The organism is Clostridium beijerinckii (genome assembly GCA_003129525.1).
GTDB classification, from domain to species: domain Bacteria; phylum Bacillota; class Clostridia; order Clostridiales; family Clostridiaceae; genus Clostridium; species Clostridium beijerinckii_D.
Map to the genome: position 1 here is coordinate 1,989,645 of CP029329.1, position 15,911 is coordinate 2,005,555.

Annotated in this window: 13 protein-coding genes; 9 read left to right on the plus strand and 4 right to left on the minus strand. The window is 26.7% G+C overall.

Annotated features, from left to right (window positions below; genetic code table 11):
* Nucleotides 1–30 precede the first annotated feature (30 nt).
* The 7 genes from DIC82_08785 to DIC82_08815 all read left to right on the plus strand — a co-directional run bounded on the left by DIC82_08785 (nucleotide 31) and on the right by DIC82_08815 (nucleotide 6,058).
* Nucleotides 31–798 (plus strand): spermidine/putrescine ABC transporter ATP-binding protein, encoded by a 768-nt coding sequence (locus tag DIC82_08785; protein AWK51103.1) that lies wholly within the window; start codon nucleotides 31–33, stop codon nucleotides 796–798.
* Nucleotides 791–1,711: a sulfonate ABC transporter permease gene (locus DIC82_08790; GenBank protein AWK51104.1), complete on the plus strand. Its 921-nt coding sequence runs from the start codon at nucleotides 791–793 to the stop codon at nucleotides 1,709–1,711. The genes DIC82_08785 and DIC82_08790 overlap by 8 nt, the downstream gene beginning before the upstream one ends.
* A gap of 233 nt (nucleotides 1,712–1,944) precedes the next feature.
* Nucleotides 1,945–2,325 (plus strand): CidA/LrgA family protein, encoded by a 381-nt coding sequence (locus DIC82_08795; GenBank protein AWK51105.1) that lies wholly within the window; start codon nucleotides 1,945–1,947, stop codon nucleotides 2,323–2,325.
* A 64-nt stretch (nucleotides 2,326–2,389) separates the two neighbouring features.
* Nucleotides 2,390–3,103: a hypothetical protein gene (locus tag DIC82_08800; GenBank protein ID AWK51106.1), complete on the plus strand. Its 714-nt coding sequence runs from the start codon at nucleotides 2,390–2,392 to the stop codon at nucleotides 3,101–3,103.
* Nucleotides 3,104–3,165: 62 nt separating this feature from the next.
* Nucleotides 3,166–3,774, plus strand: coding sequence for a copper homeostasis protein CutC (locus tag DIC82_08805; protein AWK51107.1), 609 nt, complete (start codon nucleotides 3,166–3,168; stop codon nucleotides 3,772–3,774).
* A 32-nt stretch (nucleotides 3,775–3,806) separates the two neighbouring features.
* Nucleotides 3,807–4,649, plus strand: a complete 843-nt coding sequence (locus DIC82_08810) for a hypothetical protein (GenBank protein AWK51108.1) — start codon at nucleotides 3,807–3,809, stop codon at nucleotides 4,647–4,649.
* A 248-nt stretch (nucleotides 4,650–4,897) separates the two neighbouring features.
* Complete coding sequence (locus tag DIC82_08815) at nucleotides 4,898–6,058, plus strand: hypothetical protein (GenBank protein AWK51109.1); 1,161 nt, start codon at nucleotides 4,898–4,900, stop codon at nucleotides 6,056–6,058.
* A 266-nt stretch (nucleotides 6,059–6,324) separates the two neighbouring features.
* Here the strand turns inward: DIC82_08815 and DIC82_08820 are convergent, their stop codons facing one another.
* The 4 genes from DIC82_08820 to DIC82_08835 all read right to left on the minus strand — a co-directional run bounded on the left by DIC82_08820 (nucleotide 6,325) and on the right by DIC82_08835 (nucleotide 10,681).
* Entirely contained in the window at nucleotides 6,325–6,933 is a 609-nt protein-coding gene (locus tag DIC82_08820; protein AWK51110.1) for a flavin reductase family protein, read from the minus strand.
* Between the two features lie 171 nt (nucleotides 6,934–7,104).
* Nucleotides 7,105–8,412 carry a D-alanyl-D-alanine carboxypeptidase gene (locus DIC82_08825; protein ID AWK51111.1) on the minus strand — a complete coding sequence of 436 codons (1,308 nt, stop codon included), beginning with the start codon at nucleotides 8,410–8,412 and terminating at the stop codon, nucleotides 7,105–7,107.
* A 169-nt stretch (nucleotides 8,413–8,581) separates the two neighbouring features.
* Entirely contained in the window at nucleotides 8,582–9,304 is a 723-nt protein-coding gene (locus tag DIC82_08830; protein AWK51112.1) for a glutamine amidotransferase, read from the minus strand.
* An 18-nt stretch (nucleotides 9,305–9,322) separates the two neighbouring features.
* Nucleotides 9,323–10,681, minus strand: coding sequence for a DUF1727 domain-containing protein (locus DIC82_08835; protein AWK51113.1), 1,359 nt, complete (start codon nucleotides 10,679–10,681; stop codon nucleotides 9,323–9,325).
* 374 nt (nucleotides 10,682–11,055) lie between these two features.
* Here DIC82_08835 and DIC82_08840 point away from each other — a divergent pair, with 374 nt between their 5' ends.
* Entirely contained in the window at nucleotides 11,056–13,005 is a 1,950-nt protein-coding gene (locus tag DIC82_08840; protein AWK51114.1) for a cell division protein ZapA, read from the plus strand.
* Between the two features lie 533 nt (nucleotides 13,006–13,538).
* Nucleotides 13,539–15,902, plus strand: coding sequence for a peptidase (locus tag DIC82_08845; GenBank protein ID AWK51115.1), 2,364 nt, complete (start codon nucleotides 13,539–13,541; stop codon nucleotides 15,900–15,902).
* Nucleotides 15,903–15,911 lie beyond the last annotated feature (9 nt).

The following is a 15,911-nucleotide window of genomic DNA, read 5'->3' on the forward strand; positions in this document are numbered from 1 at the left end:
CACAAAAAGATGAGAAGGTGGTGATTTAATTTGAGCTTGCTTAAAATATCAGACATATCCATGAATTATCATTCGATTAAAGGAGAAACACAAGCTTTAAATAATGTGAATTTTGAAGTAAATGATGGTGAGTTCATTTCTATTTTAGGACCATCAGGATGTGGCAAATCTACGTTGCTTAATATTATGAATGGATTATTAGAGCCGTCAAATGGACATGTATTATATAAAGGTGAAGATATAAAAAAAAATTTAGATAAAATAGGATATATGTTTCAAAAAGATCATCTTTTTGAATGGAATACTGTTTGGGAAAACGTAACTTTGGGATTAAAAATAAAAAGGCAATTAAACAATGAATCAAAAGAAAGAGTAAATGAATTATTAGACACTTATGGATTACAAAGGTTTAAGGAGCATTATCCAAGTGAACTTTCTGGTGGAATGAGACAAAGAGTTGCCCTTATAAGAACTTTAGCTTTAAAACCTGAAATACTTTTTTTAGATGAGCCATTTTCAGCATTAGATTATCAATCAAGACTTTTAGTATGTGATGATGTTTATAATATAATTAAAACAGAAAAAAAGACAGCAATTATGGTAACTCATGATATTTCAGAAGCCATTTCTATATCTCAAAAAGTAATAGTATTAACTAAAAGACCATCAAATGTAAAAGTAGAAATTCCTATAGATTTTCAAAATGATAATCTAACTCCATTTCAAAAGAGAAAAAATCCACTGTTTAGTGATTATTTCAATAGACTATGGAAGGAGTTGGATCAAAGTAATGAGTAAGAAACCTGAGATATATTTTTTAAAAAAACCAAAAGAGGAAAATGAAAACAAAAAAAGTAATAGTTTAATTGAAGAGGTTAAAGTAGATAAAAAATATAAAAAAGCAAAATCAGAAGATAACGTCAGTGAAGAACATGAAATATATTTAAAAAAGGTAAAATCTACTAAAAGAAAAATTGTAATTACTAGAATTCTTATACTTGTTATTTTTATTGCTTTATGGCAAATAGCTGCTAGTTTAAAATGGATTGACCCATTTCTAACTTCAAGCCCAACTAGAGTTATTAAATCTTTTGTATCTTTATATGAAGATGGGAGTTTGTTTAAGCATATAGGAATTACTTGCTATGAAACTATTTTAGGATTTTCGTTAGGTACAATTTTAGGTGCTGTAATTGCAGTTATTCTATGGTCGTGTCCTTTTGTATCAAAGATATTAGATCCATATATAGTAGTTTTGAATGCACTTCCTAAGGTTGCTTTAGCTCCAATTATAATATTTTGGATTGGAAATGGCATGCCTGCTATAATTGTTATTGCACTTTTAATTTCAGTAGTAACAACAGTTATCAGTATTTTAACTGGATTTAATGAAATAGATAAAGAAAAAATTATGCTAATGAATACCTTCAGAGCATCTAAGACACAAATATTAAGATATTTAATATTTCCATATTCTATTCCAATTTTTATCTCAGCTTTAAAAATAAATGTAGGGCTATCTTGGGTAGGAGTAATAATGGGCGAATTCTTGGTAGCTAAGAATGGTTTGGGTTTTTTAATAGTCTATGGTGGACAAGTTGCTCAATTAGATATGGTAATGATGAGTATTGTAATTCTTTCTATAATTGCATTTATTATGTATGAAATGGTTGCATTTACGGAAAAAAAACTTGCGAAAGATAGAAATTAAATTTTAAATTTTCTAAATAAATATGTAATAATTAAACACAGTCTTAAAATGTAGAAATAGAGCGATATTTAGCAAAAAGGTAACCTTTACTTAACGTAAAAAGCAATTTTACTTATTGATGTAATAGTGGTAGATTAAATTGTATAAAGCAAATTAAAAAAATAACAGTCTAATATGCTATATATTAGACTAGTTATTTTTCTAAGATGTTTAAGTAATTGGAGGGTGGAAAATTGAAATTATTTAGAGAAGTACTAATTATATTGGGAATTTATTTGCTAGGGGAATTATTATCATCATTGCTCCACTTGCCAATACCAGGCAATATTTTAGGCATGGTAATATTATTTATTTTATTATGTACTAAGGTAATTAAGGTTGATAACATTTCTAATGTCACAAATTTTTTATTAGATCATTTGTCTTTCTTTTTTATTCCAGCAGGAGTGGGACTTATGACTTCAATTGGAATAATAAAATCAACATGGTGGCAATTATTAGTAGTATGTATATCAACAACAATAATTATAATCGGAGTAACTGGAATTATTGTTCAAATTATTTCAAGAAGAACAAAAGAGAAAACATTTAATTTAGGTACATTAAAAAAATAACAGACTAGTATGTTTGCTTATTTTGTACCGTAGATGAAAATTATAAGAAATGAAGGTGAAGTATTTGGAGATATTAACAAATAATGTTCTGTTTGGGCTAGTGCTTTCACTAGCAGCCTTTGAGATAGGTATATTTATTAACAGAAATACAAGAATACCAATTTTAAATCCATTACTTATTGCAATAGTAAGTGTAATATGTTTTCTATTTGCATTTAATATTGATTTTAATACATATAATAAAGGTGGCCAATTTATAAATATGTTTCTTGGACCGTCAACTGTAGTACTTGCAGTACCTTTATACAAGCAACTTGATTTACTTAAAAAGAATGCCAAAGCTATTTTAACTGGAATATTTGTAGGTAGCTCTATAGGGATAGTTTCTATAATTGTAATATCATATTTGGTGGGACTAGATTCAAGCATAATAAAATCATTAGTGCCTAAATCAGTAACAACACCTATAGGAATATCAATAAGTAGTCAGCTAGGAGGATTAGTTCCAATAACAGTGTTAGCTATTATAGTTACAGGTATAATAGGCGCTATTTTTGGACCAACTATATGTAAATTATTTAAGATAAAAGATAAGGTTGCAGTTGGAGTAGCTATAGGAACGGCTTCACATGCTGTTGGAACTAGTAAAGCATTAGAATTAGGAGAAATAGAAGGAGCTATGAGTAGCCTTTCAATAGGCATTGCAGGAGTCATGACAGTAATAATTGCACCTATTGCATATAATTTAGCAACAGTTATATATCACATGGTAAAATAGGTATAAATATAAATTAACTGTGATTTGAGGCATAAGGATATTATAAGTTGGAGGGAAAAGTTATGTCTATATTTGAAGCTTGCGTTGGAAATTATAAGGAAGCTGTTTTAGCAGCAGAAAGAGGAGCAAATAGAATTGAACTTTGTGATAATTTAATGGAAGATGGAACTACACCTAGCTATGGTACAATTAAAAGAACACTAGAAAAATTAGACATACCAGTCATGGTCATTATAAGACCACGTAGTGGCGATTTTGCTTATGCAGAAGATGAATTAGAAATAATGAAATATGATGTACAAATGTGTAAGGAATTGGGTGCCAGTGGAGTTGTAATTGGAGCAATTAAAGACTCTGTTGTGGATAAAGAGATAATAAGGGAATTAGTATCAATAGCAAAACCTATGACAATAACCTTTCATATGGCTTTTGATGAAATACAAGACAAATATTCTGCTATTGATGAATTAATTCAAATTGGAATCGATAGAGTACTTACTAAAGGTGGAAATGAAAATGCTATGGCAGGTAAAGATTTATTGAGGGATTTAGTTAAATATGCCAACGGTAGAATATCAATAATGCCAGGTAAGGGCATAAATAAGGAAAATAGAGATTTTATATTAGAATATACCGGAGCATACGAAATACATGGAAGTAAGGTTGTTTAATGATTTTAAAATAAAAAGTTTGGGGGAATAATATGAAAAAGTTAAAGGAATATGGAATTATAACAATAGGAGTAGTATTAGTACTTATATCCTTAGAATTTTTCTTCTTTCCAAATAAAATAGCGTCGGGCGGAGTATCAGGATTAGCACTAGCAATTAATAATATCTTTAAGATTGATACAGGAATAGTAATGGTAATATGCAATGCTATATTATTTGTGTTAGCATTTATATTTATTGGTGGAAATTTTGGGATTAAAAGTATGTATGCAGCATTTACATTATCATTTGCGTTATCAATTATAGAAAAAATGTATAAACCAATAGCTGTCACAAATAATTTAATGCTTGCTTCAATATTCGGAAGTGTACTTTTAGCTTTAGGAACAGCAATTATGCTTACTCAAGATGCCACTACAGGAGGTACTAGTATTACCGCAAAAATATTAAGTAAATATGGAAATATAGATTTTGGTAAGGGACTTCTAATATCTGATTCTATTGTAGTATTAATTGCAATGTATACATTTGGAACGGAATTAGCATTATTTGGACTATTAAGTATCTATCTGACTGGGACTTTAATTGATAAATTTATAGATGGATTTAATTTATCAAAACAAGTTATGGTATTTACTGAGCAAGAAAAACTTGTTGCTGATTATATAATTAATGATATAAAGAAAGGATGTACTGTATTTTATGGAAAGGGTGGGTATACTGGAAAACATACCTGCATGATTTTAACTATATTAACTAGAAGTCAATTTATAAAGCTCAAAAAATTCATTAAAAATAATGATTCCTATGCATTTATTACAGTTAATGAAACAAGCGAAGTTTTAGGAGAAGGATTCAAAAGTTTAAATGAATAAAGAAACACATTTATAGAAAAAGTTGTACATGATACAATATAAAGTGAAATTTTTCAGCAGGAGTTAATACTCCTGCTGAATTTAGTTGAACGGTAAATCTGAAATAAAAGATGTTTAGCAATATTTACTTGTTGATTATAATAATGAATACAAATTATAATTATGTATACAAACTAATTATAAAAAATAACAATATAATAACAAATCATATTGTTAAAATTAATAAGAGATGCGGGAGAAAAGTAAATATGGCTTGTGACGATGAATTACTTATAACTTACGGACTAGGATATGCTTTTGAAAAAAATAAATTATTAATTATTTCAGAAATTGAAGAAAAAACTGTATTAAAGCAAGAAATAAATATTATAGAAGAAATAAATATCATTAATAAATTTAAAGAAAAACTTTATAACAAATGTAATATTAAATTCCCTAATGATTATATTATAAACATTGAAGAAGTTCTAGAAGAAAAGTTAGCAAAAACTATTCCTATAATTACATCAATAAAAGCCAAGAATAAAAATATGGAAAAGCAAGTTAATCTTATGGAGGAATATGTTAAAAAAGATTTAAACCAGGTGAGATTAAAAAAAGAAGGGTACATACAAAAAGACTCAAACTTAGTTAAGGGATATTTAGATAATTGTGCTGAAGCTTTAGAACTAGAGACAAAAGATAAAGAGCAAAAAGTATTAAAATATAATAAAATAATTCTAAAAATTATTTTAACTACTAGCTTTGGAAATGAGTTTAGTAATTTTTTAAGTAAACATGGACAAGCTAGTATTATAAGCACAAATGATAAGCTTATAGAAGAACAATTAGAATATGAAATTAAGAATAATTTCTTAATAAAGAAGAAATATAGTGAACTTGATTTTTTGAATTTATTACTGTTTCTTGAAGAATGGCAAAAAAAATATTTTGTATGGGATGAAAAGTATACAAGCTTAATGTTTTCCATTGATAAAAATGGTAAGAAACATAAGGGTCAAAAATCAGAGTTAAAAGATTTTGTAATATCGTTTATTAAAGAAAAAAAATATTTATATTTTCCTTTTGGAAAGTATAATGAAGACAATATATTTATAACTTTGAATGATGAAATGTATCAGAATAATACGAAGAATAAAGAAAGTAACATAAAATCAGATAATAAACAAAGTAAGGTGATTTTAGAAAAGAAAGATAATAAATTATACGAAATTATGTCCATTAATTATAAAGGAATTGATTTAGAATATAACAAAGAAATAGGGTATTTACTTTCATATAGCAATGATGAGGTTTATATTTCTTTAGTTACTTATGATCAAAAAAATCAAGAAGTAAGTTATGTAGATAAATTTAATTGCTTTAAAACAAAAATGATTGAAGTAATTAAAAAATACTTTATAATATAAACAACTTTTTAAGTTTTAAGATTTTGAATATAGGTAAAAAGGTTAAAGATTTTCTTTATTAGAATAAATTTATAGTATACTGCGTGCATATACATAGATAACCAGCTTCTAAGTTATACTTATCCTATGAAAATATACTAAACTAGAAATTAAGGTCATGCTTTTGTGGAAGTGTTACTAAATCCTCACGTAACCTGAACAAATGCATGACCTTCATTTGGGTGGATTATACGCATAAGTATAATTCTGACTGTGAGTATCAACAGTTATTTTTTTGAGGATGCATTAAGTTGTCTACGTTTTTTGGTTTTCTTTTTCATAACTGAAAAACCAAAAGAACCAATAGGCTTTTTAGATAGGGGGAAATATTCACCATGACAGTAAGACATCATATTTGCATTTTCAAAGTGAATTTTACCTTTTTCATCTAATAAATCCTCATTAACATGAGAAGCAACAACTTCAGCTATAAACATATCATGAGTTCCAAGGGGAATTATATTTTTAACTTTACATTCAATATTTACAGGGCATTCATCAATATAAGGAACTGATACATTAAGACTTTCTTTTAATGTAAATCCCATTTCAGTTATTTTATCATTCTTTTTACCAGATCGAACTCCACAATAATCTACTTTTTTTACTAAGTCAGAACTAGGTAAATTTACAACAAACTCCATAGATTCTTTTATATATTCATAAGATAATCTTTCTGGTCTTATGGAAATATAAAGCATAGGTGGTTTTGTATTTATTGTACCAGTCCATCCAACTGTAAAAACGTTGGTTTTACCATCAGCATTTTTTGATGTAATTAAAACCACAGGTACTGGGTTTAAAATTACACTTCCTTTGAAATCAATTTTATCCATTTTAAATTACTCCTTTAAATAAAGGCATCTTCAAAAATAATTAGGAAGTATACAACCTATTTATTTAAAGATGCCCAATCACTTGTCTGTGGTCTAGCTGTTATTAACATCCATCTAAAAAGATGTGAGTGTTAAAATGGCTAGATATGATATAAAAAATAAGTAAGTAGATTAATATCTTCTTCTTTTAGTGTAATGATTCTTTTTACGTTTTGAATTAGATGCCATATTCTTAATAAGAGCAATTAAAGTAATAATAATAACTATTGCCACTATAGTAGCTATATATGTTATTAAATTATCTTTAACTATTGCACCAAGTGAAATATCTACGGCTCCTGCAACTTCCTCAGTATAATTTCTTGTACTATAAGTTAACTTAGTATCCTTATTAAAAAGTAAATTCCATGCACTTGAATCTGTGACCTTATAAGCTATTTGAGATTCAGCATCGTTTATTGTATTTTTATAATAAGATACGTCTTGAGTTAATTTAATTGGGACTGTAATAGTTTTTGTAGGTCCGAATAAAACAAAAGATTTATATTGTAATTGTGCAGTTCCAACATTTTCGCCACTTGATTTATAAATTTCTTTAGTAGATGCATAACTATAATCTATAATAGAATCCATGTCATTAAATTTTGTCATATCTGCATTATCAATTTGTCTATCTTTAAGAACAACACCGATTAAATGTCTGCCATCTCTCTCATACACAGCAGCTAAACATCCGCCAGCTTGACTAGTTGTACCAGTTTTTCCACCAACATTACCATTTTTATCAAGACCTAAATTTCTATTTTCTAGAATTATTCTTGAATTATTTAAAGTTATAGTAGCTTTTTGAAGTGCCATAGTTTCTTGTTCCCAAGGATTTGCATAAGCTGCTTTTGTAATTAATGAAAGATCATAAGCTGTAGTATAATGATTTTCATCATGCAATCCATTAGCAGTAATAAAATTACTATTATTAGCTCCAAGTTCTTTTGCTTTTTTATTCATTAATTGTGCAAATGATGCAGAATCGCCTGAAACATTGTCTGCAATTACATATGCAGTATCATTACCAGAAAATAATAGTAGCCCCTTCATTATATCATCAGCTAATATTTTATCACCAATTTGCATAGTGTTATGCATGTAATTGATATTTAAAGAATACTCAGGTTGTTCCTTTGCTGATTTAGTAAATTCAAGTTGATCAGTTTTTTCTTTATTTTCAGCTAATAATAAACCTGTTAAAAGTTTAGTTGTACTAGCTGGATATCTTTTGCTATCAGCATCTTTACAATATATTATTTCTCCAGTTTCTAAATCCATAGTTAAAGCTGCTTCAGCAGTAATTTCAGGTAAGTCTTGAGTAGCAGTCTCCGCTTTAGTAGTAGAATTTGCTGCATAGCTTGCTGTGATTAATGGACTAAATAAAGACAGAGAAAGGGTCAATGCAAGTGCTTTTAATATTAAATTTTTCTTCAAGTCAAATCTCTCCAATTCTATTTAGGCATATAAAAAAATAACTAAATTTTCTGTACATGCCGTAATTATATTAAAACATTATTAGTATAACATTTATGCAATGCTATAACAATCGATGTAAAGCTGAAAAATCCATACAATATATGGAATAATATTTAAATAATCCTAATTACTTAAATCGTTCAATCATAGATTTTTTTGCAGTTAGTTCAAACTCATCATTTAATGAAGCTAATTGTATTTCATTACCATATTTCTTTTGTAGTGCTAAAGTTAAAAGTCTATCTGCAAATTCAGGATTCTTAGAGAGAAAAGAACCGTGAAAGTATGATCCAAAGGTATTTTTATATATACATCCTTCAAATCCATCTTCTCCATTATTACCATATCCATGGATGCATTTCCCGAGTGGAGCGTGATTATTTATGTATGTTCTTCCAGAATGATTTTCAAAACCTACATAAGTTTCATTAAAAGTTTCATTAAAGATTTCAGTATTTCCAATGAATCTAGTATCTCCGCCTTCGGTATATACATCTAAAATGCCAAGGCCTTTTATTTTTTCACCATTGGGGGCAGTATAATATTTACCTAATAATTGATATCCACCACATATGGCAAGAAGAACTTTTTCATCTTCTATATATCTTGTTAAACCTTCTTTTTTTAGTTCATTTAAATCATTTGAAACTATAGATTGTTCATAATCTTGACCACCACCAAAGAAAATAATGTCCACATTTTCTTTATCTATAGTTTCACCTAAAGAACAATTGACTATATTTACATCAATATCTCTAAGTGCTGCTCTATGCTTTAAAATAAGTACATTACCTACATCACCATATACATTTAATAAATCGGGATATAAGTGACAAATAGTTAGTTCCATGAATTAAGCCTCCTTGCATTACCATAATTTATTGATATAACCTTTTGAATGAAGATATTTTCTATAATTAATCATTGCAGTATAAGTTGCAAGGATATATATTTTTTTAGAAACTGAACCTTTAATCTTATCTGTTAGATTTTCATAATCTTCTTCCAAAACGAATTTATCAACATTTAAACCAGCAATTTTTAATCTTACTGCCATATCATACATTCTAATTCCTGACACAAAAACATCTTCTATCTTTAACGTAGATATTTTTTCGAAATCTACATCCCATATCCAAGAAACATCACGACCATCAGCATAATTATCATTTAACATAAATACTGCTGAAAATTCATTTTGATTAAGAGCAAGAGTGTCTAATGCTTGGTTATATCCAGCAGGATTTTTAACTAATATAATTTGGATATCTTTATCATCTATTGTTATTTGCTCTTGTCTACCAAAACTTGAACTTTGATTTTGAAGAGAGGATTTAATTACTGAATCTTCTATGCCTAGTTCTTTTGAAATAGCAAAAGCACACAAAGCGTTATAAATATTATAAGCACCTGATTGACTTATGAAAACTTCAGTATCATTAATCAAAACAGAAGAATTATCAGAGGTTAAATCAAAAATCTTATTCACAGCATAACTAAGATCAGAACGTTTATAACCACATTCAGGGCAATAAAAATCTCCTAAATGATTATAAGTAACTAAGTTATAAGAATAAGGTGATTTACAAAACTTACAAAACTTTGCATCGGCATTTATATCTAAAGAAGTATTTTCTTTAATTGGTATATTAAAGCCGTAATAAACAATTGGATTTTTAATATCCAATTTTCCAAGTAAAGATTCATCGCCATTAAAAACTAACTTGGAATTTGGAACTTTAGATATACCTTCCAATATTTTTACTAAAGTTGTATAAACTTCTCCGTATCTGTCTAATTGATCTCGGAATAAGTTAGTTACAGTTATTATTTCTGGAGTTAAATGTTCTGTAATAAATTTCACATTAGCTTCATCAACTTCAATTACAGCATAAGTATTTTCTTTCTTTTTAAAGAAAGAATAATTTGCAATAAAACAAGCTACAATTCCAGGATATAAATTAGCACCAGTATTATTGGTAATAACATCGAATTTATTTTCTTTTAATATATTATAAAGCATGCTAGTAGTTGTGGTTTTACCATTGGTTCCTGTTACTAAAATTACTTTATATCCTTTGCTTACTGTTTTTAAAATCGACTTATCAATTTTTAAAGCTATTTTACCAGGAAAATTACTTCCACCTTTTACAATATGTTTTGCAAGAAATGCAGTAATTTTTGATGATAATATGCTTAAAATAGATTTAATATTTATTGTACTCACCGCCTAATTCTAATTATATATTAAGAATGATTAACAAAATAGTGTAATGATAATCATTAAAGAGAAAACACTTTAATTTTATGTTACTTTTCAAGAATGCATAAATTTTCTGTTGAAAATAAAGTAGTAACTTTAAAAATATTATTTATATAGTATTAAACACAAAATAATCAAAATAAGTATAGCACAAAAATCAAAAACTACGAAAATATTTTTAATAGTCAAAACAAAATTGAGATTTAGGAATTGAAAGAAAATAACTAATATAATAGACTATGATTTTTTTTCAAATGCCTAACGTTACATAATTGTTTTATTAGTTAATATGCCATATAATTAGAGGTAATTAAAGAATTTTAAGAGGTGTTATTATTATGATTAAAGTAACAATTAATATAAATGGAATGAATTATAACCTAACAGGAGAAAAAGATGAAAAATATTTGCTTGGGGTAGCAAATTATGTTGATGGAAGGATTAAAGAAATTATTTCTAAAAAGGACAACCTTAGCACAACAGCAGCAACTGTCTTGGCAGCTGTAAATATTGCTGATGAACTTTATGAATGTGATTTAGAATTAGACAAGACTATTAAAGCTATGAAGGGTATTGATGATGAAAATGCTTTATTGAAGCAAAAATTAGATGAAATTAAGCTACAACTAAAAAATACTATTCAAGAAAAAGTGAATGTTAAGGATACCTTTGGAAAAAGAGAAATAGAATTAAATAGAAAATATGAAAATGTAGAAGGAAATTTTAATTCATTGAATAATCAAATAAATCAGCTTAAGTCAGAAAATGAGAAACTAAAAATAGAAAATAAATTAATAACTGATGAAGTCAAGAGAAATAAGAATATTAATGAAACCTTAAATAAAGAAAGTATTGAATTAAAGGACAAAAATAAGATTCTATATAAAAAAGTAGATGAAGATAAAAATAAGGAACATAGATTAAATAAGCAACTTCAACAAGCTAATGAAGAAATAAACACTTTTAAAAGTGAAATAAATAATCTTAATAAAGAAAAAGATAATATTAATATAGAATTAGCTGAAATAAATACTAAGAATTTAGAATTAAACACAGAAATTAAAAAGATAAATGAAGATAAAATAAACTTAGTTAATGAAAGTTTATTGTTAAAAGAAAATGTCAGCCAATTAACTAAGAAAATAGAAGAAAACAATATGGAAAGAGCTGACCTTAATAAGCAATTAAATGATTTGTTTGAAGAATCTGATAGAGAAACTACAGAATATAAAGAAAAATTAAGTAAGTTAAATAAAGAAAATGAGAATTGCATAAATCAAATTAATTTCCTAAATGATGAAAAAGAAAATTTAGAAGTAGAAGTTGATAAGTTAAAAATAAATCAAGACATCTTAAATAATGAAATTAATAATATTAAAGATATTAATGATCGATTATCAAGGGAAATAGAGCAATGTAATTTACAAAAAGAAACTTTAGAAGTTGAAATTAATCATTTGAATACCAATCAAAATATTTTAATTGAAGAGAAAAATAATATGAGAGTTAAGAATGAAGAATTATTAAATGAAATTGAAAAATGTTATATAGAGAAAGACACTTTAAAGGGTGAAGTTATTAAGTTAAAAACAGATCAAAATATCTTAGATAATGAAATTAACAATATTAAAGCTAATAATGAAGAGTTATCCAAGGAAATAGAAAAATGTGATAGAGAGAAAGATGTTTTAGAAGAAGAAATAGAGCTTACAAGAAGTAATAATGAAAGATTAAAATATGAAGCTAAGGAAGCGCATGAAGAAAGTGAAGAACAAATTAATCTTAAAAATAAAGAAATAGAAGGATTAAGCAAAAGCTTAGAAGCTTCGGAATGTGATTTAAAAAGAACTAAGGAACAATTAGGAAGCAAAGAAAGGGCAGTAGTAAGATTAGAAAAGGAATTAGAAGATAAAGAAGATATTTTCTTAAATTTAAAAAGACAAATAGAATCAAATGAAAAAGATTTAAAATTTATAAATCAAGAATTAGAAAATAAAAATAAAGAGTTACTTAAATTAAAAGAAGTATTAAAAGAGAAAAATAATACATTAATAAACTTAGAAGAAAATTTAGATGCTAGTAAAGAGTCTATAAATGAGTTAGAAGAAAAGATTTCATTATTAATTAAGGAAAAAGAAGAAGTAACTAGTGAAAATAATAAACTTAATCAAGAATCTAGAACTTTTCAACATAAAGTATTTCAATTACAAGCTAAGATAATAGATACTGAAATAGAAGTTGCAAAAATAAAAAAAGAGCAAGTAGGACCGATTGTAAAGAGAAGATAAATCCTTGATATAAACACTTAAGATTAAAACTACACTTATGTATATGATCCACTGAAATAAGGGAGCCTGCATTTGTTCCAGTTATTGAAGATTTCACAAAAGTATGCCCTTATTTCTAGTTTAGAATATACATTCAAAGTGCAAAAAATGATTGATCCAATACTTATACTCACTAAAAATTAAAGATTGATAAATATTGTTTAAAATCAAATAATATTTATCAGTCTTTAATTTAGTTTTATTAGAAATTGATATTTAACAATACAAATAAATTAAAGCATGAAATGAAACAAATTTCATAACGATGAATTAAATATAAGAAGTGTAGAAACTTGACTCATTTATAAACATTAGTTAAGATTTAATATGATATAATAAATAAGCTATTTATATCAGGGAATTAGCGAAGCGCAACTAAGAATATTTCACTGATAAAAAAGTGTGAAGTTATCTTTACTATAAATTGGTTAACTAATATGTGTTCGTTGAGTAACCAAGTACGAGATTTGGTTATTTAAACTTAGGAGGAAAATATGAATAAAATTGAATTACTAGCTCCAGCAGGAAGCATGGAGAGTTTAATTGCAGCTATAAATAATGGAGCAGATGCAATATATCTTGGGGGAAATAAGTTTTCAGCTAGAGCTTATGCGTCAAATTTTGATAATGAAACTATGATGAAAGCTGTGGATTATGCACATAGCTATAACGTGAAGGTATATGTTACTATAAATACTGTTTTAAAACAAAATGAATTAAAAGAAGCTTTAAAATATGCAGGTTATCTTTATGAAATTGGTGTAGATGCACTAATAATTCAAGACCTTGGATTAACAAGTTTAATTAGTGATATATATCCTAACTTTGAACTTCATGCATCAACTCAAATGACAATTCATAATGGAGAAGGTGCTTTGTATTTTAAAGAAAAGGGTCTTCAAAGAATTGTTTTATCTAGAGAGCTTACATTAGATGAAATTAAGCATATTTCAAAGGATTTAGGGATTGAGACAGAAATCTTTGTACATGGTGCATTATGTGTGTGTTATTCAGGACAATGTTTAATGAGTTCTATGATTGGTGGAAGAAGCGGAAATAGAGGAAGATGTGCTCAACCTTGCAGAATGCAATATACATTGAAAAGTGAGACTTCAGGTGAAAAGAAGGGATATCTTTTAAGTCCTAAGGACACATGTTTCATTGATGATATAGATTCAATTATAAAGAGCGAAACATCATCTTTAAAGATTGAAGGAAGAATGAAAAAACCAGAATATGTAGCTGGTGTTACAAGAAATTATAGAAAATCCATTGATAAGGTATTAAATAATGGAAAGTTTGATTTAAATAAAGGTAGACATGAATTAGCTCAGCTATTTAATAGAGAAGGTTTTGCTAAAGCGTATTTATATAAAAATACAGGTAAAGACATGATGAGCTATAATTATCCTAAAAATACTGGAGTGTTTATAGGACAGGTTACAAGTAGTGGTGAAGTTGTCTTAGAAGAAAATGTAGCTTTAGGTGATGGAATAAGATTTCATGATGATGGATTCACTTTAAGCAAAATTTTAAAAAATAATAATGAAGTCAAAGAAGCATTTAAAGGAGATACAGTTAAGTTATTTCCAACTGGGGGATATAAAAAGGGTTATAGATTATATAAAATGTCTGATAAAAAGTTGTATGATGATTTAAAAGATGATCTAAAACCATATAAGAGGAAGATAGATTTAATAGGAATAGTTGAATTTAAAGTTAATGCTCCACTTGTTATAAAAACTAAATTTAATGGAAAAGAATATAAAGTTTTTGGTGAAAATGTTGAAATATCAACAAATACGCCTTTGACAAGAGAAAGAGTTGAAGAATCTTTAAAGAAATCGGGTGAAATTCCTTATAAATTTAATCAAATAGTTTTTGATACATTTGATGATGGATTTATGAGAATAGCATCAATAAATAATTTGAGAAGAGAATTATTTGAAAAGATTTTAAAAGAAGAAGTAAGTTCACATAGAAAAAGAAGAATTCAAGAAAGTCCTAAAACAAAGAATGTAAAATCTAATGAGGATTTAGGGTATATTTATAGCTGTATTACAAAAGACCAATTAAAAGCATTACTTGAAAATAAAAATGTCAAAAATATAGCATTAGATATCTTCTTTAGTAGACAAAAGAATGCTTTAAATAAAGAAGATTTAAAGAAATTATATGAACAAACTCCAAAAAATAAAAATATCTATTTAAAAGTACCTAACATTATTAAAGGTGAATTTAATAATGTTGTTAAAACTATAGAAGAATTAGCGCCTTTCATAAAAGGAATAATTACATCTAATGTTGGAATAATAAGGATTTATAAAGATAAACTATTTATAGTAGGAGATTATAAATTAAATATCTTCAATAAGGAAGCAGCAGAATTTTATGCAGAAGATATAGATATTCCATGTATAAGCTTAGAATTAAATAGAAAAGAAATAAAAGAAATGATGAAAGATATTAATTGCAAAGTTGGAGTTAATATTTATGGTAATACTGAGCTTATGGTTAGTGAATATTGTCCTATAGGTAGCACTTTTGGAAGTAAGTCTTCTAAAAAAGAATGCAATGGAGCATGTATGAAGGATAACTTTAAATTAATTGATAGAATGAATGAAAGTTTTAGTGTTCTAGCAGATAATAATTGTAGAAGTCATATATTGAATTCATTGGCTACAAATTTAATTGAACAAGTAGAAGAACTTAAATCTTTTAATATTACAAATTTTAGGGTAGACTTTAAAGATGAGAGCTATGAGGAAGTTAAGGATATTTTAAATCAAATTGCTCTTGGAAAGAAAAATGAAAATAAAAAATATACTCAAGGCCATTATAGACGTGGAGTGGAATAGCAATTGTTA